The sequence below is a fragment of the Syntrophomonas sp. UBA5494 genome, assembly GCF_002426325.1.
Map to the genome: position 1 here is coordinate 491 of NZ_DIPG01000050.1, position 23,502 is coordinate 23,992.

The window sequence follows — 23,502 nt, forward strand, 5'->3', positions numbered from 1 at the left end:
GGCACGTTCTTTTCCCGCAATACCTTAATGATATCGGTTTCCTTTGAAACCGTGGCGGAAAACTTGGTGCCGTCCTTGAGATCTCCGGTAATCTCGTAAACCAATTCATCCACCTGCACCTGGGCAGAAGCAACTTGCTCACCGACTATCAGATTATAAAAATCCGGTTCGGAAAGCTCCTTGATCTGTTCATCAGGGCTGGAGGTAAATTTTATGGCAAAGACCGCCAGCAGTACGATCAGTACATATATGGCTATGTTCTTCAGGGCTCGATCCAAAATTTTTCCTCTCCTTTGAAAGACTGAGAATTTCCGTAATATTTTAGCATATACACCCGGTCAATGCAATTGTCACCTGTTGTGCGGCCTATTTAGACCTGGTCTGTTTTATTTAGTCTTTCCCTTTTTATCACCAGAATGTACTCGGTCTGAGAAGTTACCCAGGCATCATTATCGACAGCCTGACCGACCAGGGCATAAATCCGCCCTAGGTCTGATGCCAGGATGGGAATCCTCTCCCTGTCGGCCCAGGGTATTTTGTTTTTAATGAAATACTCCTTCAATTTGGTGGAAGTGGAGGTGGGAGAGACGGCGAAACGATCACCCGGCAGGCGCGAACGCAAAAAGAGTGCTCCCTTGACCCGGTCCCAATCAAGCAAGGTGTCCCGGCTCTGGGGGCCGCACTTCTCACGGGGCAGCACAAAGCAGCTCACCAATTCACCGGTTTCCTCAATGTATACCTGCCCGGGAACCGTGAGCGGATAATTAAAAGCTACTTTTTTACGCTGTCGGGTGGTAAAGACCAGCTGGTCATAGACTTTGTAGACCATCAAGCCCTTCCGGAGACGAAGATAGTGAGAAGATCCCGGACTCTGGCCCAGCCTGATAATGCTGTCGATGTCTTTCTTCTCCCAGCCTTCCAATCCCGTAAGACGGCGGCAAACCGCCATTACCAAACGCCTCTGGGCGGCGGGGTGGGCTGCCGAAAAGGGCTGGATCGCTATGACCAGCCTATCCGGCCCTTCAGTTACAATTTCCTGCCAGCATCCCACTGTGAGATCTTGCAGCCAATCATCCTCCTGTCGCACGATATCAGCCAGCTGGTTTAAAGTATTGATCAACTGAGGATTATATTTCCCCCGCAGGCAGGGAATCAACTCATGTCTGATGCGATTGCGGGTAAACCTCAAGTCATTGTTGCTGTAATCCACCCCATAGGGAATCTGATTTTTACTGATATATTCCATAATCTGAGCCTTGCTGATCCCCAGCATAGGCCTGACGATATTATTGTTAATAGGAAGGATGCCGCGCAAACCCTGGATACCGCTGCCCCGCAAGAGGTGCAAAAGCACCGATTCGGCGTTGTCTTCCTGGTGATGAGCGGTCGCGATGTATTGGGCCTGGTGCCTTTGCAGGACCTCGGCAAAGAAATCATAGCGGCAAATCCGGCCCATTTCTTCCAAGGAGCGTTTATCTTCCCTGGCCAGACTGGCAATGTCTAAATGCTTCACCTCCAGGGTTATTCCCCAGGCCCGGCATTGCTCCCGGAGCAGATCGAGGTCCTCGTCGGCCTGGGATCTCAGCCCGTGATGAAGATGGGCTGCGATTAAAGTCAAATCCCAGCTGCTTTTAAGCTCTTGCATAATATGCAGCAGGGCCATGGAATCAGGCCCTCCCGATACCGCCACCACAATCTTGTCTCCTGGGCCAAACAGTTTCTGGTTTTTGATAAATCCTTTAACTTGGTTTAACATAGTGTCCTCACTAAGCAGGCTATAATTCTATGCTACCCCAGTTATGAAGGATGTCAAACCCCGGAGGTCTTTTCCGCAGAAATAATTACTGTGCCTCTGGCTGCTAAGCGATAACCGGATTAAGATTCCGCTCCAAAGCCATGCAGATTACCGTCATATCGTCTTCCGGTTTACCGTGGCATAATGTCAGGGCGCGATGAAGTATGTGCTCTGCCAGGACCTGCGGGTCGGTTTCATCCATGGTCTGCAGAAAATCCTGCACCCAGAAAGGCTCCACCGCATCCGGCAAGACTTCCACTACCCCGTCACTGAGCATTACCACCATATCCCCCGGATACAGCGCGATCTGATCCCTGAATACTTCTATCTCCTCCAGAATACCCATTGGCAGCGAACTGGCAGCGATCATCTGCACCCGCCCTTTGCGCTTGATAAACGATGGAGCCGAACCGGTTTTGACGAAATCAGCCTGCCCGGTGAACAGGTCAATCATGACCAGATCCAGAGTCGCGAAGGTCTCATTGCGCGAGCGCAAGAGCAATACCGAATTAATCGTCTGCAGCGACATATCCTGGCCAAAACCGCTGCCCAAGAGATTTTCCAGCAGCTGTATGGCCGCCTGGCTCTCCCGGCTGGCGTTTTCTCCTACTCCCATGCCATCGCTCAGGGCCACCAGTTGTTTGCCTTCTTTAAGGTTGGCTATAGTAAAGCTATCCCCGCATATGGACTCTTTCCCCACCTGAGCGGCGCCGCAGCGAACATTGTAATGATGGCAGGGAGTCAGGGTCAATTGACAGGAACTATGCCCCAACCGGGCAGGACACTGCTTATCAGCAACCGTCAGGCATTCACCCATTATTGATGAAATCACCGGTACCAGACGGGTTTCGCAACCTTTGCCGTCGCTGCAGGAGTCAGCCTGTACATGTAATGAAAGCTGTCCTCCAATGCTAATCCATGGCTGGATATCTTTAATCTCCAGCCCGCGTTCCCGGCTTCCCTTCATCAGTTTATCGCGCAAGTGGCGGTCAAATTGTGGCTTGGCCTCAATTTCCTGGGCCAGATTGCGCATGATCTGACTGATGCCGCTCAATTGGCGGGAAACCAGGCTGCGAGACTCCTTCAGTTTCCCGGCCCAGTATTCGTTGATGCGCAGGTTGTCGAACAGATACTGCACCGTATTGGCGATTTCTTTAAAATACAGGCATTTCTGGCGCAGACTGCCGGGGCACTCATCATGATTGATCACACCCTCCGCTTCTGCCAGGGCGAATACCTCCAGAATCTCCTGGGAGGTCTGGTAGCATTCCTGGCCCCAGCATCTTTCATGCTTTACACAACTCTGGCAAATACCGTGTGAAACCTGATCATAAAGATAGTGTAAATAGGACTGACCCTCAAAACTGTCATGCTGATAAGGGTTGGTATCGAAAGTCTGGCCCAGATTTTCGAAAAGGCCGGCCAACTCATCCATACGGCTGCGCACATTGGCCTTGCCGGAATCCGGCCAATAGCCCGGATTCGCCGCCGGCATTATCCCGCTAGCACTGGCCAGCGGTAGTTTTTCCTTAAAAGAAGTGGGGAGCATCACAAATAAGAGGCAGGCTATGGCTGTTTCCCATATCCCCAGAACATTTGTACGGGTCTCGGGTACAAACATGGCCAGGGCCAGATTCCCCAGCAGAAACCCTACGATTATCCCCACCCTGCCCAGGCTTCTGAACAATCCCGCCAGTAGTCCGGACAGGGCATACATCCCCAGAAATTGCGTGAAGATGCTGGAGGCCAGTGAAGGGATCAGACCCGCCATCACCCCCACCATAGTAGCGGCGCCGCTTCCCCATAAATATGCGGCTAATAATATACTGACCCGGCAGAAAACGCTGCCGGCATTCAACCCCATTATCCCTATATCATTGAGCCCCATAGCGATGCCAACCGCCACAATCAAAAAGGCGGTAACATCTTCGAACTGGAAGTCGGCTATGGATTTTCTGATCTGCACCGCTTCCCCGGCGATATTGAATACAAACACCAGCACTCCCGAGATTAAAGCTTCAAAAGTTACAACCATCCCCTGATAAAAGGAAGGCCCCTGAATTACACTGAATAAGCCTTTGCACACAATCAGGAAGGCGCTGGTTATGAGGGGATAACCCCACCATTGCCGGTCGGCAGGAATCTTCACCACCTGAATGATGATCACCAGGCTTAAAAGTGTGAACAGATTGGTAACCAGCTGCAGGCCTCCGGTAATGGTCATCATTCCCAGGCTCGCGCTGCCGGTCAATAAGATGGTTCTTCCCGGGTCGCGGCGGCCCAGAGCCACCACGAATGCAAACACAAAAGGCAGTAATTCCCCCAGAACAAAGGCTCTGGCCAGGATGAATCCGACCAGGCTGAGCATTAGATTCATGGGGATTACTGCCGGTCTAACGGTATTAAACAGGGCGGTCAGCTGTTCGCGGCCCTTTTGAAAGCTCAGCCTGGGCAAAGGGTTGGAGATCTGGCGATGCCGAACCCGTTTGCCTAGGCCTGAATCCGATACCCGTTGATAAGGATATACTTCGGTTCTTTCCACTTTACATCCCCCATCTCTTGGTCTTGTCCACCCATTATACCAACCGGTTTTTGTCAATTTTGTCATTCAGGGGGATGACACCATTGGAATTTTCCAACAAAATCATTCCTATTCAGGGGCGAAGACGGATTTTGTCTAACTCGAAGCGGATTTTGGGGACTTCAGTTCATCCATTTCCCAGATTAAGCCTTCCAGAAGGTCGCTTTCACTGACCACTGCCCAGTCTTTCTCCAATACCCGCATCAAGTTCAGCATTATCATCAATCCGTAGACAATTATATCGGCGCGTTCAGTCTGCAAACCTCGTATATTTTTCCTCTTTTCAAGAGGCATGTTCAATAAGCTGTCATAGCATTGCTGGACTTCTTCCTTCTTCAGGCGCTGTCCGTGTACCAGGCTGCTGTCATAGTCGATCATGCCATACTTCATCGCCACCGCACTGGTGGCGGTACCGCCGCAAAACACCAGGGCGGCATCAGAAAATCGCACCTTTACTTCCTTTATCTCCTCCAATATATCCATAATCTGTCTCTCAGTAATTTGAATCTCGGCCCCTTTTACCGCACCCAGAGGCAGAGATCTCACATAAAGGTCCTCTTGAGAGTAGATCAATTCCGTACTGCCCCCTCCCAAGTCTGCCACCAGGAGGGGCCGGTCCAGCAGCAAGCTTTTCTGCACTCCCTTATAGGTCAAATGGGCCTCTTCCTCCCCGCTGATGACTTTGACCTCTTTGTGCAGCCGCAGCCGGCACAACTCTTCAAACCAGGCACGGTTGGCGGCTTCTCGAACTGCGCTTGTAGCTACTATAAGGTAGTCCGCCACCCCTTTTCGGCTGATGGCATCTTGGAACCGGCCCAGGCACTGCAGAGTACGCTCCGCCGCCTCCGGGCTGATTTGCCCGCTGCTGGAAAGACCTGCTCCGATACGGGTGGTTTTCATATCCCGGTACAGTACCTTGAACCCGCCGTTTTCTATTTCGGCAATCATTAACCGGCATGAATTAGTGCCTATATCTATACTGGCGTATTTCATGTGCTTTCTCCTTTATACATGTAAAAAAGCACTTCCCAACGGAAGTGCTTCGATAAACGTTTAAACTACTGGTTATTTCTACGCCGACGCGGTTCAACCTTATTTTTTAAAGGCTGCATGCGCTCATCGCTCTCTTTGAGGAATTTGGCGATTTTATCATCCAGACTCAAATGAGTCCCGTGTTTATGCCCAGGGACATAATGCCTTTCTCCCGACCCGGCCCTATCATTTGGAGCCGTATCCCGACTGGGGTTGCTTCGAGGTGGAGGAGCCGGGTTAGCCTGTTTGATCGACAACCCGATTTTTTTACCCGCAACATTGAGCACCTTGACCTTTACCATATCACCTTCCTGGATAAAATCCTTGACATTTTTTACATAGGTGTTGGCAATCTCAGAGATATGAACCAGTCCGACCATGCCCCCGGGCAACTCAATAAAGGCTCCAAAATTGGTTATCCCCTGAACTCTCCCTTCCAGGATGGCGCCGGGCACCATATTCGTTTGTTCTGTCGGCATATAACTAAATGTCCCCCTCGGAATTCATAAAGTTTCACTAGGTTCATTGTATTATGCGCCGCAGGAGTAGTCAACATTATTAGTGGCATTTATGGGCTTCATGAGTCGTCTGTCTCCATTTCCATCAACACTTTTTCTCCCTTTTTCACCATCCCCAGTTGTTCGCGGGCGATCCGTTCCACAACCAGGGGACTACTGAGCTTGTCCTTCTGCTCTGCCAATTCCTGGTTAATCTGCGCGGCTTCCAGCTTTTTTTGTTCTAAAGCCTGCTTCTGACCGTCCAGTTTCCAAATGGTGTAGACTCTTGGTATCAAGGTCACAGCAAAAAACCCCAGCATAAGTGTAACAATGATGAGCCGCGCCTTGGGCTGCTTAATAAGATTCAATGTCGGTCTCCTCCTCGTGCATCAGGCCTAAAATGTCCCCCGGAATAACAATGACCACCTCATATCCTTTGGAGCGCGCACGATTATACAATGTTGCCACCGTACTGGCGCCAATTTGCAAAGTCTTTGCTATCTCTGGCGTTGATTTACCCATTTCTTTTAAGGCCACTACTTGCTTTTCCCTGAAACTCAGCTTTTCCGCGCCTCTGATCTCTATCTTCATGCTGCCTTCTTATCCACAATTTTTCCACATGCTGTGGACAATTATTGTACATAATATGTTCTCTATAGGTTCTTGCAGAGGTGGTATAATTCCTGCTTGGCATGAAGATTTTATTTTTCTTCTTCGTCGGGTTCTGCCGTTTCACGCATTTTCTCAAACCAAGCCAGAACCTTTTTCTTAAGCCAGCGCCAGGGAGTGCCTAATCTGTAGGTGACCGCTCCAATGAAAGCTACGTTTAGCCGGGCAGCCTTACGCATCAAAGGCTGGGTTTTAGGGGCTATAGTCTGAAAATAGATGAAAATGCCGCTGAACAATGCCAGGATGATATAAACCCGGATCTCCCCCTGGTTGATAATCAACAAAAGGGTAAAGACCAGCAGCAGGATCAATACCCAGACCAGAAAATCAAACAGGTATAAAAGCCATCTACCACAGGAAGACAGGGCCATGCTGTACTGGTAAAACTGAAATACCATACCGGCAACCAACCCTACCAGGAGGGTAAAGACAAACGGCTCAATCTGGGCCAAAAGCCAAATCAACCATAACCCTCCCTCTTTTTAATCTCTTTTTTGGCATCTATTTCAAGAGCCTCTGGATGATGTTTTTGCCACGGGATTTCAGATCGCCGGACTGGGTTTTGTATTCGATGCTGGTAATGCTGCCATCAACAGATACTTTTCCATCATCCAAGTTGAGATTGCTGACATGCATGTTCTCCCCGGTTATGTATAAATAACCCAGGCGGCTTTCAATAATTATTTCCTTTTCATCAAAGGTACTTACATTAGTGACCCCGCTTATTTCCATGTGTTCTCGGTTAAATAACATAAGACTGTGTTCCGCCATAGAATTCCCCTCCTTAGCATAATAGGGACTTGAGAATTCGTCCCGTCGATACCTATACCATAACAATATGCGTCAGGGTATGGCTTTTATGCTAGCTGTGCAGGATCCAGAAAATACGAAATCGCCCTGGTTTCCCGGGGCGATTAATTAATCTAATATTCTATACAAAGTCTTGGCATCAGTGGCTTTGACGTTTTCTTTGATCTCAAGAACTTCCAAACGGGTCTGTTTGTTTCCAATCGAAAGGGTGATGACGTCCCCTTTTTTCACTTCAGTAGCTGGTTTTGCCACCCGGTCGTTGATCAGCACCCGATCGCTTTCAGCGCAATCCTTGGCAACACTGCGTCGCTTGATTAAGCGTGAAACCTTAAGATATTTGTCCAATCGCATCTTAAAGGATCGCTTCTTTAAACCCTTTGCCAACTCTAAAAGCAGGAACTTTGGTGGCGGCAATATTAATTTCTTTACCGGTTTGAGGATTCCGTCCTTTGCGAGCCTGACGATCCCGCACCTCAAAGGTTCCAAAGCCGATTAACTGAACCTTGTCCCCTGTTTTCAACGCGTCCTCAATGCTGCTGATGAAGGCGTTTACGGTCTTCTCAACATCTTTTTTGGTCATCCCGGTCGCTGCTGCCACATCTCCAATTAAATCGGTTTTGTTCAATTCTATTCCTCCCTATGCAAGTTTTGGTAATTATATTAACGCTTATTCGCTGTATAAAGGCGAACTCCTGCAAAACCCATACAAAATTTTCTAAATAATGCCAGGGCCTTACAGTCCCTGGATTTTGGCTTCATCCCACAGGGCGTCCATCTCTTCCAGGGTCATGTCTTTTAGATCTTGACCTCCGGCCTTGGCCTTGGCCTTGGCCTCAATATAATTGAAACGGCGTACAAATTTATCATTAGTGGCTTGCAGAGCCTCTTCAGGTTCGATCTTTTTCATGCGGGCCACATTTACCAGAGCGAAAAAAACGTCACCCATTTCTTCCATCATTTCATCCGAGCTTTCCGCCCGGCCCAGTTCATCGATTTCTTCTTTCAGCTTTTCTATAGCACCTTCAGCGTCTGGCCAATCAAACCCTACCCGGGCCGCTTTCTCCTGAATTTTATAAGCCCGCAGCAAAGCCGGAAGCATAACCGGAATACCTTCCAATATGGTTTTCTTGCCCTCATCTTTTTTAAACCCCTCCCAGATTTCCAAGACCTGGCTGCTGGTTTGCAGCGACAGGTCGGAGAATACATGAGGATGGCGGTTTATCATCTTTTGCGATACGGTATCAGCTACCTGGGCCAGATTAAAATGCCCTTCCCGTTCAGCCAGGGCGGCGTGAAATACCACTTGCAAGAGGAGATCTCCCAATTCCTCCCGCAGTTGGCTCATTTCCCCTGACTTTATGGCCTCCACCACTTCATAACACTCTTCGATCAGATACCTGGACAGTGATTGGTGGGTTTGTTCGCGGTCCCAGGGGCAGCCGTTGGGGCTTAACAACCTGTCCATTATATTTACGAGTTCTTCAGTCTTGCTGCCTATTTGGCCCACGGCTAATTCCTCCTTATTATCTGCCTCTAAGGCGTTTTAACATGTCATAGTCCATTTCTCGAGTTAATATCAGCAAGATCAGGTAGACAATCATCCCGCACAGTACGGCCAGCAATGTCGCCATATGGGATCCTATATCGAAGCCCAGCAGCCAATAATAAAAACTGCGGGTTGACAGGGCCATTATGAGGGTAGCCAGTATTAGCTTAAACATACGTCCTATTTCATATTGAATGCCGGTGGATTTTTTTAAGGAAATAATATTGAGCAATGAGCCCAGAGTAAAAGCCAGGACTGTGCCGATGGCGGCCCCGCGGATATTTAAGGCAGGCACACTGGTCAAGGAGTAATTGAAGATTACTTTAAGGACACCGGTAATAATCAGATGACGCATAGCTATTTCCGGCCTGCCAATACCTTGCAGGCCGGCACTGGAGATCTGAAAGGCTGCCAGAACAATAGCTGAAAAGGCCAGGGGTTCCAGGGGTACTCCGGCTTCCGCGTGTCCGTAGAGCAGGTCACAGATGGGAAAGGCCAGTATATACAGACCGGCGGCGGCGGGAAAGGAAATCATCATACCCGCTCTGAAACCGTGGTTCAAACGTTCGTTCAATAGTCTGCGGTCCTGTCTGGTCAGGGCTTCTGATATGGCAGGAACCAGACTGGTGGATATAGAGATGGTAAATATGGTGGGAAGACTGATCAGAACCGCGGCCATTCCGGCCAGGTAGCCATAAAGCGCGGTAGCCTGCGAGGTGCTGTAGTTCAAGGCCAACAAACGCCCCGGCACGATGACCGCATCTAGCATCTGCACCAATGGCAAGACCACAGCTCCAAATGAGACCGGTACGGCCAGGCGAACCATCTCCGTAGCCAGGGTCCAGGGAGGAGTTGAAGTATGCAGCAAGTTCAGCCCGGCCTGTTTTTGCTGTTGGCGGTGCCAATTATAAAACACGACCAGAACCAGCAAGCCGCCTATGCCTCCCACAACGGCGCCGAAGGTAGCGCCGGCGGCTGCAAATTCCAATCCCCGCGGGTATAAAAGATATGCCAGAAATAAGACTGCGGTTACCCTAAAAATCTGTTCAACCACTTGTGAAACCGCGGTGGGAATCATTGACTGCTGCCCCTGGAAATATCCGCGAAAAACCGACATCAAAGCAGCCAGGAAGATGGCGGGGGCAACGGCCACGATAGCATAATAAGCCCTTCCGTCTTTGAGCACATACCAGGCCAGGAACTTCGAAGATGCAATTACCACCAGGGTCAGGAGTAGTCCAAAAACAGTTAAGAGCAACAGGGAAACCCGTAGAATGCGGCGGCTCTCTCCCGGAAAGCCCTGGGTTTCTTTGCGGGCGATAAGGATGGATATGGCGACCGGCACCCCGGCGGTTGCTAAGGCCAGTATGGTGGTATAAATGGGATAGGCCATCTGATACAGACCAATACCTTCGGCACCGATAAGTCTGGCCAGGGGAATCCGGTATATGGCTCCTAGAATCTTACTAATAGCCCCGGCAACGCTCAGTATCAGCGCGCCTTTAAGGAAACTCTGACGATGATTCATAAGTCCCTCCCCAACATCATAGGGTTTATTATATCACAGTCCAACTTATTGAAGGCAAAATTACCCATGCCGGTTATATACCTGTTTAAGTTTACAATTAAAAGGCATCCAAAAATGCAAAAGAAGCGATCTTCGCTTCTAGGGTAAAGATCGCTCCTTAGGAACCAAAGCCTTATTGTTCCATTTGTTTAGCCAAAAAACCAGCGGCAGTCTCGGCCAGTTTCACTTCCATATCACCCAATCTTACCCCTGGTTCTTTGGTGACAATAATCACTGCCCCGATAGGATCACCCTGAGTTATAATCGGTGCAATGACCTGGGACTTAACCGTGTATTCACGGTCTTCATTCATGATAACATGCACATTCTCGTCGTCGCTGGTCTCGATTTCGTTCATCATTAAAGTACTTCTCTCTTCCAGCGCACGCTCAACCGCTTTGCCGATGGACTTGCCCAGGAACTCCCTTTTGTTGGCCCCAGCCAAGGCTATAATCACATCCCGGTCTGCGATCATCGAGATATGGCCGATAGTCTCATGCAGGGAATCGGCGTATTCTTTGGCAAAATCGCCTAATTCTCCAATAGGAGAATATTTTTTTAGTATAACTTCACCTTCACGATCAACGAATATTTCCAAAGGATCACCCTCACGAATCCGCAAGGTCCGGCGTATCTCCTTGGGGATAACAACCCTTCCCAGGTCGTCTATGCGTCGTACAATGCCTGTTGCTTTCAATTTACATTTATCCCTCCTTTTTTAAAAAACTTGAAAATGTTGTTTTCTTTCTCAGTGATAGTATATAGCTCATCACAGGCTTTTATTCACTTTTTGCCGCGGCTGTAAAAAATTCTTCAGCAGCAGTCATGCCAAAGCTTTCAATCATGGTCTTCTTTCTGGTTGTACTGGTGCATAAAGGCAGCCTTGATGGCTCATACTGAGGATGGAATTGGAAGCCTCTATTTGTTCATAAAGCGAGGTTATCATCATGCGTTATATAAACAGAAAACCATCCGCTCCACACCAAGACCGCCAATCATCACCAAAACCCGACCATCCTGTTCGAGCCAGAACCGCGCTGCGACAAAACGATCTTTCCGAGCAATTGGACGACAATCTGCAAAACTTAAAAGAATTGCTGGAAAAATGCTCAGATGCAGTCACCCGTGAGTTTTTGATCGGTTCAGAGGTTACCGTTAAAGCTGCCATGCTTTATTTCGATGGTATGATCGATCGGCAGGAAATAGAAGAACACCTGCTGCGTCCGCTCTTGCGCTTAAAAGCCGAACCTAAGAGCTTGACCGAGGAAAGCCGGGCACACTTTATCGAACTATCAATTCAACAGCTTTTGCCCATGGGCGAAATAAAAACCCTGTCTACTTTGGAAGCGGTTTGCGATCATATCACAGCGGGCGACACCGTTCTGCTTATCGATGGGCATAAACAGGGCATAGTGGTAGGAACCCGTTCCTGGCAAGGCCGTTCTATCAATTCACCGGAGAACGAATCCACTATTTGGGGGCCCAAAGAGGGCTTCACCGAGACCCTGCGCTTTAATACCGCGCAGCTCAGGCGGCGTTTGAAATCAACCGATTTCAAAATCGAGGCCATGTCTATCGGCCGGATCAGCAAAACCAATGTGGTGGTCTGTTATATAGAAGATATTGCTCCCGAAAGCCTGGTCTCTGAAATCAGACGCCGTCTAGAAATCATCGATATCGATGCTATTCTAGACACCGGTTATCTGGAAGAGTATATCAGCGATGAGAAGTTCTCGATAATGGCTCAGGTTGAGTACACAGAAAAACCGGACCGGATATGCGGCCACCTGTTAGAAGGCCGGGTGGCCATATTAGTGGATGGCTCGCCTATGGCCATGGTGGTCCCCACCAGTTTCCCGCAGTTTCTAAATGCGGGAGAGGATTACTATCAGAATTTTATCGCCGCCTCACTTTTGAGAGTGGGCCGTTTTATCGCTTTCTTCATCGCTTTGTTGCTGCCTTCAGTATATGTTGCCGTGGTAACTTACCATCAGGAGATGATCCCCTTGTCTCTATATTTGACTCTGGTTGCAGCCCATCAGGGGGTGCCATTTCCTGCCGCAATTGAAGCTTTGATGCTGGAGTTGACCTTCGAACTGCTGCGTGAAGCTGGCCTGAGGCTGCCACGGGCTATAGGTCCGGCGGTTAGCATCGTAGGCGCATTGATTATCGGCGATGCTGCGGTGCAGGCCGGCCTGGTAGGGACCCCTATGGTAGTAGTGGTGGCCTTTACCGGCATCGCTTCATTTGTCACCCCCTCTTATAACGCCGGCTTGATGGTTCGCATCCTCCGCTTTGGCATGCTTTTGCTGGCGGCTACCCTGGGTTTTTTCGGCATAATTATGGGCCTGCTCATATTGGCGGTGCGCATGACTTCGTTGTCATCGCTCGGCCAGCCCTATCTCTCTCCAATAGCACCATTCAACCTAGCCCAGATCAGCGATATCCTAATCCGCCGTCCCTGGAGTCTGAACTCCAAACGGCCCTATCAAGAGAGCATGAAAAATCAAGCCCGTCAGAATCTGCCCCGGGATAGAGAGGAGTCATAGCATGCGCAAGATCATTTTGATGGGCCTGATTCTAAGCTTACTTTCCTCTGGCTTGACTGGATGTTACAACCGGGTGGAGATGGATGACACCGTTGCGGTGACTGGTTTCGGCATCGATGTGGACGGGGAGCAGAAGGTGATTCATTTACAGGTGGCCAGCCCCTCAAGCAAGCCGGAAGGCGGCGGAACAGCCAAAGTAGAAACCGTAGTCTTAAAGGAAAAGGCTCCCGGCTATGCGCAGGCAGCCCGAGAGATTACCCTCCGCTTTCCCCGCACCCCGGTCTGGTCGCTGGCCACAACCATTTTGCTGGGGGAACAGGTAGCACGGAAAGATCTGGACTTGATGATGGATTTTGTTTCACGAAATCGTTTTATACGCCCTAATATGCTGCTCTTCCTTGCCGCGGGAGCTACTCCGGAAGAAGTGCTGCAGGTCAAGACCCCTCCGGAAAATTACTCCGCGTTAGCTCTGGTGAAAATAATCCGCGGGCAGGAAAGTCAGTCTGGAATTTATCTGCCCGTAACTCTTCGTGATTTCCGCACCAAGTACGTCACTGCGGGAATTGAGCCGGTACTTCCCCAGGTTAAGATCGAAGAGGCCGATGGTGAAAAGATATTGTGTTTGCAGGGAGTGGCAGTATTTCGAGATCGCCGTATGGTAGGCGAACTCAATGAAAAAGAAAGCCGGGGCCTGCGCATCCTTGATCCTGGCGAGAAGCGCGGCGGGTTGGTAACCGTCAATCTATCCGGGGATACTGAAACCGGGCCGTTAGAAGATATGGTGACAATGGAAATAATCCGCTCCCGAGCCCGCTGCACTCCCAGTTTTAATCCGGATGGCACGGTGGAAATACTCATTGATATTGAGGCCGACGGGAACCTGTATGAGCAGACCTCCGCAGAGAATCTCCAAACCACCGCGAACCTGGCCCGGTTGGAACAGTTGACCTCTCAGGCTATCAAAGAGAATGCTCTGGCCTGTATTCACAAAGCGCAGCTTTTAGGCAGCGATATTTTCGGCTGGGGGGCTATGATAAGCCGCCAAAACCCGGCGCTGTGGCAACAACTGAAAGCGGATTGGCCTGCGCACTTCAGTGATCTTCAGGTTCAAGCTGAGGTAAACTATAGTGTCCGCAGGACATACCTGATTGAAGCGCCGGTACCGATTAAAAATTGATAGGAAGGGCTGTCGTCATGTTTACCGCCTTGTTTTTTCTGCTGGTTGTATTTTTATTAGCTCTAGATGTGCCGAATCTTCGGCGACAGAGACTTAATAAAGATCTGCTCGTCTATACTGTTTTTATGCTCCTGGCCATCTATCTGGCCATGGTACAGTTTTATCACTGGCCTTTTTTCAATCCCCTGTTAATAATGGCCATGCAGGTGCAAGGTCCGTGATTGGCGGGATCAAACCTTATTCAAAGAGAGGTGATCTCAGTTGGCAAAGCTTACAAATATTCAGCTGTTCTGCATACTATTCGTTACCATGGCGGTAACACCTTATCAGGTCCTGGCCAAACTTCTGGCTGCAAACGTTGCCCAGCATGGCTGGGTGGTGATTATTGGGTCAATAGCGCCCGGTTTGCTGCTGGTCTGGATTTATTATTATATCCTGGTGAACAGCCGCCGTACTTTTCCCGGTATGCTTGAGGAGCATTTGGGTACTTTGATCGGCAAAGCTCTGGGATTTGTTTATATCTGGGTGTTTTTTCTGGTGGTAGTGATGAGCCTGGTTATTTTCGCCAACTTTTTTTTGAGCAATGTCCTGCCTGGCATGCCCATAAGCATTCTCTTGATTTTTATTATTTTGCCGGCTTTTTATGCCCTGCGCAATGGCTTGGAGACTACCGCCCGGGTTATAGAGATAATTATAATGACCGGTTACCCGTTAGCTATGGTTTTGTTGTTTTTGGGCCTGGGACCGGAAACTGACTGGTCTCGTTTAATGCCCATAGGCAGTTTCGCTATGGCTGACATCGCTAAGGGCATTATGTTGGTGAGCAGTTACTGCAGCTTTATGATTGTGGTTTTAACCCTGGGGCCGTTTTGCCACCAGCCCCGGCTGTTATGGAGATGGATGCTATCCGCGTACGGATTGTTTGTATTCAGCGTACTGGTGATGGTGGTGATCCCTATCGTCGCCTATGGACCGGCATTAACCGCGGTGCAGACATTTCCTATTTTCAATATAGCCCGTGCCACTAACATCGCAGGTTTTATCCATAACATCGAAATAATACTGGTGTCTGCCGTGATGCCAGGCGTATTCGCCATTCTAGCCGTTTTTTGGTTTGTAACCTGTTACAGCATCCAGCAGGTTTTTGGGCTGCAGGATTATCGCGTCATGATAGGTCCCACAGCCATTATGGCCGGCATACTGGCCGTACTCCTGGTGCCGAATATACATTTTTTGTACATAATGCTGGATCAGATTTTTCCCTGGATCTTTATCACCATATTCGGGATATTTCCGGTAATTTTAGCCCTGGTGATACGGGTAAAGCGGCCTAAAGGCACGCCATCCGGGACGACTGCGGACAAAAAATAAACTTGTTGTATACCTACCATCCAAATCAAAATTGAGGTTTCGCTTTTGAATATCAAACCGTTTATCAGCATAATAACCATCCTGTTGATCAGCTTTTTGTACTGCAACGGCTGCTATAATCGGGTTGACCTTGGAGACAGCATAGCAGCGGTTGCGCATGGCCTGGACATAAGCCCGGATGGAACCCGGGTCGTATCCAGCGGTCAGTTTGCATTACCGCCGCAAGCCGATGACGACGATGCCCCCAAATTCCTGGTACGCAGTGCTTCAGGGCCTACTTTCTCAAGCGCTGAGCAGATAATGGCCACCTCGCTGCCCCGGGATCCAGTATGGAGCATGGCAGAGACCTTCATCATCGGAGAAAATATCGCCCGCCGCGATATCAGCCTGTTTCTGGACCATTTGGCCAGAACCAACGCGGTAAGAGAAGTATCGCTGCTGTTCCTGGCTTATAACTCCACCCCGGATGAGGTTCTAAAAACCGAAACGGCGCCAGAAGATACCGCTGGCAGAGCGCTGGTTAAGATGATTCAGGCCCAGAAGGCTCAAATCGGGCTTTACAGTCCGGTTACCATCAAGGAGTTCCTCTACAAGGTAAGCACAGCAGGCGTCGAACCGGTATTGCCGCAGGTGAAGATCGAAAGTTTCGAAGGCAAGAATCGCCTGTCAATCAGCGGACTGGCTGTTTTTCGCGGGAAACAGATGGTGGGATCGCTCAATGAACAGGAAAGCCGCGGCTATCATTTTATGCAGAGCAATACCCGGGGCGGGCTCTTCGTCATCAACCTGCCCGACCCGGCCAGGCCGGGGGAGCAGAGTCTGCAAACCCTGGAAACCATCAACTCCACCGCCGTGGTGAAACCGGTTCTCAATCAGGGGCAGCTTAAAATGAGAATAACCATAACTGCTGAAGGAAATATCTACGAAGTGGCTTATCCCCACATCCTCTTCGATCTTAGCCAATTGGGGCTTTTTGAACAACAAGCCAACGCTGTCATCCAGAGCGATGTAGAGGCCTGCCTCCGAAAAGCACAAGCCTGCCAAAGTGATATTTTGGGGTGGGGCCAGGCCATACAGCGCCAACAACCGGCCCTTTGGGAAAACCTTGAAGCGGATTGGCCGGCTCAATTTGCCAGCATACCCTATGAAATCGAAATCGATTTCAAGCTGCGCCGCACTTATTTACAGGGCCAGGGTTCTGTCGAGGAATAGTTTTATACTTTCTATATCATCTGCAAGACCCGCTGCAGGGTTTGCAGGGCATCGCCCTCGGGCCTGACCACCAGGGTGTGGGCGTTTAATTTACGGATCTGGTAGCCGCCCAGGTTCTGCTGCACATCATGGGGCAGATTTTTCTCCAGTTGAATCTCAATCTGCTTGCCTTTACGGCGCAGTAATTTAATCTCTTTATCCCTGGCCATGAGACGCAACAGGGTAATCTGCAGAAAATTTTCCACCGGCCGCGGGGGCTTGCCGAAGCGATCGCTAAGCTCAGCCCTGATTTCCTCAATGTCCTCCTCCGAGGTTGCCAGCAATAAACGCCGATAAATGCGAATCTTAACCCCGGGGTCGGGAATATAAGTATCCGGGATGTAATAATCGATGTCCACATCTACCATCGGCCCGCTGCTCTGAGTGACGGGATTGCCGCGCAAGCGCGAGGTTTCCTGCTCCAATAGGCGGCAATACATGTCGAACCCCACGGCCTGAATGTAGCCATGCTGTTCGGGGCCTAAAATATTGCCGGCTCCTCTGATTTCCAGGTCGCGCAGGGCTATTTTCATCCCCGCCCCCAGCTCGTTGAACTCCCGGATAGCATTAAGTCTCTTTTGCGCGTTTTCGTTGAGGACGCGATCCGGGTGATAGGTCAGATAAGCATAGGCAATACGGTGTGAACGCCCCACCCGGCCGCGCAGCTGGTATAACTGCGCCAGGCCCATTTTGTCCGCATCATCTACAACGATGGTATTGACATTGGGCATATCCAAACCGGATTCGATAATGGTGGTGCAGAGCAATAGCTGATACTCGCCTTTTATAAAGTCGCTCATGATGGCTGCCAATTTACCTTCCGGCATCTTGCCATGACCTACTGCGATACGAACCCCGGGAAGCATTTCCTCCAGGCGCTTCTGCACCCGGTAAATGCCTTCGATGCGATTATGGACGAAAAAAACCTGTCCATTGCGGTCCAATTCATTGCGGATGGCTTCATCGACGATGTCGTCGCGATATTCCATTACGTAAGTGGTGATGGGATAGCGGCCTGGCGGCGGGGTCTCAATAATGCTCAGGTCTCTCAGCCCGGTCAAAGACATATGCAGACTGCGCGGGATAGGCGTAGCGGAAAGGCTCAGCACATCCACCATCTCTTTGAACATCTTGATTTTCTCTTTTTGCGCCACTCCAAAACGATGCTCTTCATCAACGATCAGCAGGCCCAAATCCTTATAGCCCACATCCATGGACAGCAAGCGATGGGTGCCGATGACGATATCTACCAGGCCCTTTTTAACATCAGCAATTACCCGCTTCTGCTCAGCTGAGGTTTTAAACCGGCTCAACACTTCGATTTCAGCGGGGAAGCTGCGAAATCGCTCTTTAAATGTATTGTAATGCTGTTCTGCCAATACAGTGGTGGGCACTAAGACTGCAACCTGCTTGCCGTCCATTATCGCCTTAAAAGCAGCCCGCATGGCCACTTCAGTCTTACCATAGCCTACATCGCCGCATATCAGGCGGTCCATCGGCCGCGGGCTTTCCATGTCGCGTTTTACATCTTGTATGGCCCGGATTTGATCCGGGGTTTCCTGGTAGTTGAAGTCGTCTTCAAATTGCTGCTGCCAGGGGGTGTCTTTGGAAAAAGCGTAACCCTCCCGGGCCTGGCGGCTGGCATACAAAACCAGGAGTTTTTCCGCCATTTCCTGGATAGACTGCGCCACCCGGGCTTTGGTGCGCTCCCATTCGGTGCCGCCCAATTTGCTGAGCCGGGGATTTTTATCTTCGGGAGCATTATATTTATACAAAACGTCCAGTTTTTCCACCGGCAAATACAAACGGTCGGTTCCTGCATACTGGAGCAGGATATACTCCCGGGTCACGCCGTGCTGCTCCACCTGGGTGATTCCCCGAAAGATTCCAATCCCGTAATGTTCATGTACGATATAGTCCCCGGTGGTCAGTTCTTCTAACAATATCCTTTCCTGATTGCTTTGGCTCTTGCGGGCGGCCTGGCGCGTTTTGACCCGGCCCCAGATATCCCGCTCCGTCAGCAATACCACCTTAAAATCCGAACTGATGAATCCTTTTCCGGACGGGTTGTCTATGAACTCAGGCCGGGGCAGTTCATTATCCAGCAATAAGGCCTGCAACTTTTCCCTGGTTCTGCGGGCCCTGACTGCGTATTTAATCTCAAACCCCCGGTGATGCCATTCTTTGAGACGTGCTATCAATTTGTCTTCATCGCTGTAAAACGGCTCCATATCCTGTTGGGCAAAATGGTGCAGCATGGCAGTGGTGACCTGGGGAATATTCCCGGGAAAAAAGGAATGATATACGGCCGGCCTGGCCTTGAGAAGTCCTTGCAAGGCATCTACACCGAGCAGCGGCAATGCTCTGACCGCCTGGGTCTGCTTATGGGCTTCCTTAATGGTTTCTCGATAACCGCGCAGGTTTTTCTGATATGACTTGATAAAATCACGCGGTTCGTCAATAAACAGCGCCGCCTGCTCAGGCAGATAGTCGAGAAGAGTGGCCTCCAGCGAGCCGCTGAGCTCATCTGCCGGGGGTATGAAAACCTGCTTTTCACGTCCCGCTGAACGCTGGCTATCAGTAGAAAAACGTCGTATTGATTCGACCATGTCGCCAAAATACTCCAGGCGATAAGGGGTTGACGCCCCCAGCGGATAAATATCAACAATTCCGCCCTTGACCGAGAAATCTCCGGGTTGGTTCACAACGGCCACCCGGCGGTAACCTATGCCGACCAGCTCTCTCAGCAGCTGATCGCGGGAATAGTCCTGGGTCTGGTTTATTTTGATGGTCTTGTTCATCATCTGTTGGGGCGGCATCATGTAATGCATAAAAGATGCGGGGGTACAGATTATAAAACCATTGCGGCGCGTGTGATAGAGGCACTCCTGCAAGGCCGACACTCTGCTCCCTTCCGCCTGGGAGTAGTTCTCTTTGAGAAATACAAAGTCACGTCCCAGGAACAGATGAATATGATCGTCTGTTGTAAAAACCCGCAGCTGCCCCCGCAAATCATAGGCTTTTTCTTCACCGGGCACCAGGCACAGACATTTCCCCGCTGCAACCTTTACCAGCTGCTGCAGAAAATAAGCTTTGCCACTGCCGGCAAGGCCGCTTAAGACCACATTCTGCCGGGTTTGCAGGTGTTTAAAAACTTCAGTGATCAACCTGTTATCCAATCTCCGTTCCCCCATACACAAAGGTGGACGCTGTAGATAGCCTCCACTGATTATTTCAGTCTTCATACTGATATCATATTTACAATCGGTTGCCTGAAGAACCATAGATCCTAAAAATTTCAGGCTTTTCAATTATAATAATGCCGGCCGCTTCCCTGATTTTGAACCGGAACTACCCCAATTTCCTCGGCACACTCCTGGCAGAGGTCATACAACTCAACAATGCCGGTTTGGCCTTCAATTTCCGAGGTCTTGTGGATGCGGCCACAACACTCACAGGTATGATAAATCTTCAATTCTACCAGCCCCCTGACATTATTTTTATTGATATTGTCCCCTATAGCGTCCGGTGATTATACGGGGCTAGTTGAATCGGTTCATGGCTTTGAGCAGACCTTCTTTTACCCAAGACTCCACTGCATCTGCTGCACTGTTAACTGCGGCTTCCAAATCAGGTCTTTCTTCGGGGAGAGGTGTTGATAATACCCATTCCACCACGCCATGGGGGGGACGGCCGATTCCAATGCGGATACGCGCAAAATCCTGACAGCCCAGCATCTCAATAATGGATGCGACTCCCTTGTGCCCTCCGCTGCCGCCGGTAGCCCTGATACGCAGCGCGGCGGGGGGCAGATCCATATCATCATAAATCACCACCAGATCTTGCAGATCAATTTTATAAAACCGCATCAAGGGCTGAACCGCTTTGCCGCTCAGGTTCATATATGTCAAGGGCTTCAGAAGCAAGACTTTTTCCGCATTCATCCGGCAGTGGCCAACAATCGCATCAAACCGGTTTTCCTCCTTCTCGATCCGATGGCGCCGGGCCAATTCATTGACAACTTTGAAGCCCAGATTATGTCGGGTCTCACTATACCTTTTGCCCGGATTCCCCAGGCCAACCACCAATTTCATCTTTACCGCACCCCGCAACCGTAATCCATTTATTTATTATAGCTTATTTGCCCAACAAAAAACTCCGGCACAGGCCGGAGTTGGCACGACCCGCATTTCTTATACTTCGAAAAGTTTGCTTACCGAAAGATCCTCATGTATTCTCAATATGGCTTCTCCAACCAAGGGGGCGATAGACAAGACCGTCATGTTGGGAAGGGTTTTGCCCTGAGCCAGTGGAATCGTATTGGTAACCACGATCTCCTTAAAAGGTGCAGCAGCCAAGCGTTCAATCGCGGGTCCCGAAAATACCGGATGGGTACAGCAACAGTATACTTCGCGGGCGCCTTTTTCCACCATGGCCCGGGCAGCCTCGCAAATGGTACCGGCGGTATCGATGATGTCGTCAACTATTATGACATGTTTACCATTAACATCACCGATAACATTCATTATTTCCAGCTGATTCGGGGCCGGCCGGCGTTTATCCACAATCGCCAGCGGTGCTCCCAGTTTGGCGGCCAGGTCGCGGGCACGGGTCACACCCCCTACGTCGGGGGAAACCACCACTGCCTGATCACCGAACTGCTTGCGCTTTAAGTATTCGGCGATGGTGGGAACCCCGGGGAGGTGATCAACCGGTATATCAAAGAATCCCTGAATCTGATTGGCATGCAGGTCTACTGCCACCACCCTCTGAGCACCAGCTTCTACGATCAGATTGGACACCAGTTTGGCGGTGATAGGATCTCTGGCCCGGCTTTTGCGATCCTGACGGGCATACCCATAGTAAGGAATTACAGCGTTAATGCGTGAAGCCGAGGCCCGTCTGAAAGCGTCGATCATTATCAAGAGTTCCATCAAATTGTCATTAACCGGCGAACAGGTAGGTTGAACCACGAAGACATCTACACCACGCACACTCTCATCTATTTCGCATCCAATTTCACCATCACAAAATCTAGTCACCTTGGCGTCCCCAACCGGGATGCCCAGATACTTTGCGATAGCCTGCGCCAGTGCGGTGTTGGCATTGCCAGTAAACAGCTTCATACGCCATCTGGACACTTTCATTACTCTGTTACCTCCTGATCGTCTTTGGTTTTTCTGGACCAGCCCTTGATGACTCTTTGCTTGGCACGTTCCACTGCCAGGCTGTCGGGGGGAACATCCCGGGTGATGGTTGACCCTGCTCCGGTTACTGAATTCTTGCCAATCCTGATTGGTGCTACCAGGTTGGTATTACTGCCGATAAAAACACCATCTTCAAGAAAGGTCGGGGATTTGCTGGCTCCGTCGTAGTTGCAGGTGATGGTCCCGGCGCCGACATTAACACCGGTTCCCACCTGGGCATCGCCCACATAACTCAGATGTGGAATCTTACTGCCTTCCCCAACCGTAGAATTTTTTATTTCAACGAAATCGCCTACCTTGACCCCTTTGCCCAATCTGGTTCCCGGACGCAGGTAAGCAAACGGTCCAATAGCACATTGATCTCCAATATGGGAATCTATGACTCTAGCTGTCTCCATCACAACTTTGCGGCCGACAACCGTATCGCTGATTCTCACCGCCGGGCCTATATCGCATTCCGGGCCGATCACGGTATCGCCTTCAATAATGGTATTGGGACGGATGACCGTATCTTCACCTATCACTACCTGCTGATCGATGAATACTGTTTCAGGGGCCATCATAGTAACCCCGGCCTGCATTAAAGCAACATTTTTGCGCTGGCGCATAATAGCCTCGCAGCGTGCCATCTGTACACGATCATTAATGCCCAAGACATCGTTGCTGTCTTCACATACCAAGACTCCCACCCGATGACCATCATTAATCATCATGGCCAAAACGTCGGTCAAATAATACTCACCCTGAGCATTGTGGGTGGTCAAGCCCGATAAGCGCGGAAATACCTCGCGGCAGTTAAAGCAATAGATGCCCGAATTGATCTCCTTAATACGTTTTTGTTCCAGGCTGGCATCTTTTTCTTCAATTATCCTATGCAAAGACTGATCCTGATTCCTTATAATCCGTCCATAGCCCGCAGGATCATCAATTGCAGCCGACAAAACCGTAGCTGCCGCATGGTTCTCCACATGCCAGGCGAGGAGGTTTGTCAGAGTGCTGGTTTGAATTAGCGGGATGTCTCCGGAAAGGACCATAACCGTATCTGCTTGGTTTAACAGAACTTCGGCTTGTTTAAGAGCATGCCCGGTCCCCAATTGCTGTTCTTGTACGACAAACTCGACCTCAAGGCCGGTCAGAGACTTAATCACATCTTCCCGGCCATGGCCCACCACTACATATATGTTTTTTATTCCTGCAGCCTGTACTGCCTGAACGACATGCTGAATCATAGGCAGGCCCGCAACCTTATGAACGACCTTGGGATAAGCCGAACGCATGCGCACGCCTTTCCCAGCAGCCAGTATTACCGCGGCATTAACCAAAATATATCGCTCCCCTTGAACTACTATCCAATTAACAACCATGCTTATATCAAACCAGTTAGCACACATTTATAAAAAGCGTGTCAGCTTGTTGAAAAGTCAACCAGCTGGGCAGAGCGAGCGACGGA

At 50.0% G+C, this 23,502-nt stretch carries 24 protein-coding genes; 5 read left to right on the top strand and 19 right to left on the bottom strand.

All coding sequences use genetic code 11. The annotated features are described in order from the left end of the window. From B3W37_RS05870 to spoVT, 14 genes are all read right to left on the bottom strand, one after another. Window positions 1–278: ATP-dependent metallopeptidase FtsH/Yme1/Tma family protein (locus B3W37_RS05870; protein ID WP_483175052.1), on the bottom strand; the 278-nt coding region annotated here is incomplete at its 3' end. Between the two features lie 92 nt (window positions 279–370). Then, the gene (tilS, locus tag B3W37_RS05875; RefSeq protein ID WP_483175053.1) at window positions 371–1,756 is read right to left on the bottom strand and encodes a tRNA lysidine(34) synthetase TilS; all 1,386 of its coding nucleotides are present in this window, start codon (window positions 1,754–1,756) and stop codon (window positions 371–373) included. Between the two features lie 103 nt (window positions 1,757–1,859). Continuing rightward, on the bottom strand, window positions 1,860–4,337 hold the full coding sequence (spoIIE, locus tag B3W37_RS05880; RefSeq protein ID WP_483175054.1) for a stage II sporulation protein E: 2,478 nt from the start codon (window positions 4,335–4,337) through the stop codon (window positions 1,860–1,862). A gap of 135 nt (window positions 4,338–4,472) precedes the next feature. Continuing rightward, the gene (locus tag B3W37_RS05885; RefSeq protein WP_483175056.1) at window positions 4,473–5,369 is read right to left on the bottom strand and encodes a Ppx/GppA phosphatase family protein; all 897 of its coding nucleotides are present in this window, start codon (window positions 5,367–5,369) and stop codon (window positions 4,473–4,475) included. A gap of 65 nt (window positions 5,370–5,434) precedes the next feature. After that, the gene (locus tag B3W37_RS05890) at window positions 5,435–5,887 is read right to left on the bottom strand and encodes a S1 RNA-binding domain-containing protein (protein ID WP_483168775.1); all 453 of its coding nucleotides are present in this window, start codon (window positions 5,885–5,887) and stop codon (window positions 5,435–5,437) included. Window positions 5,888–5,985: 98 nt separating this feature from the next. Further along, window positions 5,986–6,273 (bottom strand): FtsB family cell division protein, encoded by a 288-nt coding sequence (locus B3W37_RS05895; protein ID WP_481042140.1) that lies wholly within the window; start codon window positions 6,271–6,273, stop codon window positions 5,986–5,988. Continuing rightward, complete coding sequence (locus B3W37_RS05900) at window positions 6,260–6,496, bottom strand: helix-turn-helix transcriptional regulator (protein WP_483175057.1); 237 nt, start codon at window positions 6,494–6,496, stop codon at window positions 6,260–6,262. Before B3W37_RS05900 ends, B3W37_RS05895 begins: the two co-directional genes overlap by 14 nt. 110 nt (window positions 6,497–6,606) lie before the next feature. Next, window positions 6,607–7,038, bottom strand: coding sequence for a spore cortex biosynthesis protein YabQ (gene yabQ / locus B3W37_RS05905; protein ID WP_483175058.1), 432 nt, complete (start codon window positions 7,036–7,038; stop codon window positions 6,607–6,609). Between the two features lie 37 nt (window positions 7,039–7,075). Further along, window positions 7,076–7,345, bottom strand: a complete 270-nt coding sequence (gene yabP, locus B3W37_RS05910) for a sporulation protein YabP (protein ID WP_481042134.1) — start codon at window positions 7,343–7,345, stop codon at window positions 7,076–7,078. A gap of 147 nt (window positions 7,346–7,492) precedes the next feature. Next, window positions 7,493–7,735, bottom strand: a complete 243-nt coding sequence (locus B3W37_RS05915) for an RNA-binding S4 domain-containing protein (protein ID WP_483168778.1) — start codon at window positions 7,733–7,735, stop codon at window positions 7,493–7,495. Window position 7,736: 1 nt separating this feature from the next. Continuing rightward, window positions 7,737–8,009 (bottom strand): HU family DNA-binding protein, encoded by a 273-nt coding sequence (locus tag B3W37_RS05920; RefSeq protein WP_481042130.1) that lies wholly within the window; start codon window positions 8,007–8,009, stop codon window positions 7,737–7,739. Window positions 8,010–8,117: 108 nt separating this feature from the next. After that, a complete protein-coding gene (mazG, locus tag B3W37_RS05925; RefSeq protein ID WP_483175059.1) occupies window positions 8,118–8,891 on the bottom strand; it encodes a nucleoside triphosphate pyrophosphohydrolase in 774 nt (257 codons plus the stop codon). A 16-nt stretch (window positions 8,892–8,907) separates the two neighbouring features. Beyond that, window positions 8,908–10,458 (bottom strand): putative polysaccharide biosynthesis protein, encoded by a 1,551-nt coding sequence (locus tag B3W37_RS05930; protein WP_483175060.1) that lies wholly within the window; start codon window positions 10,456–10,458, stop codon window positions 8,908–8,910. Window positions 10,459–10,630: 172 nt separating this feature from the next. Continuing rightward, a complete protein-coding gene (gene spoVT, locus B3W37_RS05935; protein ID WP_481042124.1) occupies window positions 10,631–11,194 on the bottom strand; it encodes a stage V sporulation protein T in 564 nt (187 codons plus the stop codon). A 250-nt stretch (window positions 11,195–11,444) separates the two neighbouring features. On the opposite strand from spoVT, the gene B3W37_RS05940 reads away from it, so the two are divergent. From B3W37_RS05940 to B3W37_RS05960, 5 genes are read left to right on the top strand one after another with little or no spacing between them, the layout of a single operon-like run. Continuing rightward, window positions 11,445–13,046, top strand: coding sequence for a spore germination protein (locus tag B3W37_RS05940; protein ID WP_483175061.1), 1,602 nt, complete (start codon window positions 11,445–11,447; stop codon window positions 13,044–13,046). 1 nt (window position 13,047) lies between these two features. Next, the gene (locus tag B3W37_RS05945; RefSeq protein WP_483175062.1) at window positions 13,048–14,223 is read left to right on the top strand and encodes a Ger(x)C family spore germination protein; all 1,176 of its coding nucleotides are present in this window, start codon (window positions 13,048–13,050) and stop codon (window positions 14,221–14,223) included. Continuing rightward, window positions 14,220–14,444 carry a hypothetical protein gene (locus tag B3W37_RS05950; protein ID WP_483175064.1) on the top strand — a complete coding sequence of 75 codons (225 nt, stop codon included), beginning with the start codon at window positions 14,220–14,222 and terminating at the stop codon, window positions 14,442–14,444. The genes B3W37_RS05945 and B3W37_RS05950 overlap by 4 nt, the downstream gene beginning before the upstream one ends. A gap of 40 nt (window positions 14,445–14,484) precedes the next feature. Next, complete coding sequence (locus B3W37_RS05955; RefSeq protein WP_483175065.1) at window positions 14,485–15,594, top strand: GerAB/ArcD/ProY family transporter; 1,110 nt, start codon at window positions 14,485–14,487, stop codon at window positions 15,592–15,594. Between the two features lie 45 nt (window positions 15,595–15,639). Further along, the gene (locus B3W37_RS05960) at window positions 15,640–16,806 is read left to right on the top strand and encodes a Ger(x)C family spore germination protein (RefSeq protein WP_483175067.1); all 1,167 of its coding nucleotides are present in this window, start codon (window positions 15,640–15,642) and stop codon (window positions 16,804–16,806) included. An 11-nt stretch (window positions 16,807–16,817) separates the two neighbouring features. Here B3W37_RS05960 and mfd read toward each other — a convergent pair whose 3' ends face one another. The 5 genes from mfd to glmU form a co-directional block, all read right to left on the bottom strand. Beyond that, window positions 16,818–20,024 carry a transcription-repair coupling factor gene (gene mfd / locus B3W37_RS05965; protein ID WP_483175068.1) on the bottom strand — a complete coding sequence of 1,069 codons (3,207 nt, stop codon included), beginning with the start codon at window positions 20,022–20,024 and terminating at the stop codon, window positions 16,818–16,820. Between the two features lie 128 nt (window positions 20,025–20,152). Then, on the bottom strand, window positions 20,153–20,320 hold the full coding sequence (locus tag B3W37_RS05970) for a hypothetical protein (RefSeq protein ID WP_481042110.1): 168 nt from the start codon (window positions 20,318–20,320) through the stop codon (window positions 20,153–20,155). Window positions 20,321–20,387: 67 nt separating this feature from the next. Next, window positions 20,388–20,939: an aminoacyl-tRNA hydrolase gene (gene pth / locus B3W37_RS05975; protein ID WP_483175069.1), complete on the bottom strand. Its 552-nt coding sequence runs from the start codon at window positions 20,937–20,939 to the stop codon at window positions 20,388–20,390. A gap of 99 nt (window positions 20,940–21,038) precedes the next feature. Further along, on the bottom strand, window positions 21,039–21,992 hold the full coding sequence (locus B3W37_RS05980; protein ID WP_481042106.1) for a ribose-phosphate diphosphokinase: 954 nt from the start codon (window positions 21,990–21,992) through the stop codon (window positions 21,039–21,041). After that, complete coding sequence (gene glmU / locus B3W37_RS05985) at window positions 21,992–23,443, bottom strand: bifunctional UDP-N-acetylglucosamine diphosphorylase/glucosamine-1-phosphate N-acetyltransferase GlmU (protein ID WP_483175070.1); 1,452 nt, start codon at window positions 23,441–23,443, stop codon at window positions 21,992–21,994. Before glmU ends, B3W37_RS05980 begins: the two co-directional genes overlap by 1 nt. Between the last annotated feature and the right edge of the window lie 59 nt (window positions 23,444–23,502).

Excerpts from the sequence above, each read along its gene's own strand:
- tilS (WP_483175053.1), bottom strand. The coding sequence starts at position 1,756 with ATGTTAAACCAAGTTAAAGGATTTATCAAAAACCAGAAACTGTTTGGC.
- B3W37_RS05885 (WP_483175056.1), bottom strand. The coding sequence starts at position 5,369 with ATGAAATACGCCAGTATAGATATAGGCACTAATTCATGCCGGTTAATG.
- B3W37_RS05890 (WP_483168775.1), bottom strand. The coding sequence starts at position 5,887 with ATGCCGACAGAACAAACGAATATGGTGCCCGGCGCCATCCTGGAAGGG.
- B3W37_RS05900 (WP_483175057.1), bottom strand. The coding sequence starts at position 6,496 with ATGAAGATAGAGATCAGAGGCGCGGAAAAGCTGAGTTTCAGGGAAAAG.
- yabP (WP_481042134.1), bottom strand. The coding sequence starts at position 7,345 with ATGGCGGAACACAGTCTTATGTTATTTAACCGAGAACACATGGAAATA.
- B3W37_RS05915 (WP_483168778.1), bottom strand. The coding sequence starts at position 7,735 with ATGCGATTGGACAAATATCTTAAGGTTTCACGCTTAATCAAGCGACGC.
- B3W37_RS05930 (WP_483175060.1), bottom strand. The coding sequence starts at position 10,458 with ATGAATCATCGTCAGAGTTTCCTTAAAGGCGCGCTGATACTGAGCGTT.
- B3W37_RS05940 (WP_483175061.1), top strand. The coding sequence starts at position 11,445 with ATGCGTTATATAAACAGAAAACCATCCGCTCCACACCAAGACCGCCAA.
- B3W37_RS05945 (WP_483175062.1), top strand. The coding sequence starts at position 13,048 with ATGCGCAAGATCATTTTGATGGGCCTGATTCTAAGCTTACTTTCCTCT.
- pth (WP_483175069.1), bottom strand. The coding sequence starts at position 20,939 with ATGAAATTGGTGGTTGGCCTGGGGAATCCGGGCAAAAGGTATAGTGAG.
- B3W37_RS05980 (WP_481042106.1), bottom strand. The coding sequence starts at position 21,992 with ATGAAAGTGTCCAGATGGCGTATGAAGCTGTTTACTGGCAATGCCAAC.
- glmU (WP_483175070.1), bottom strand. The coding sequence starts at position 23,443 with ATGTGTGCTAACTGGTTTGATATAAGCATGGTTGTTAATTGGATAGTA.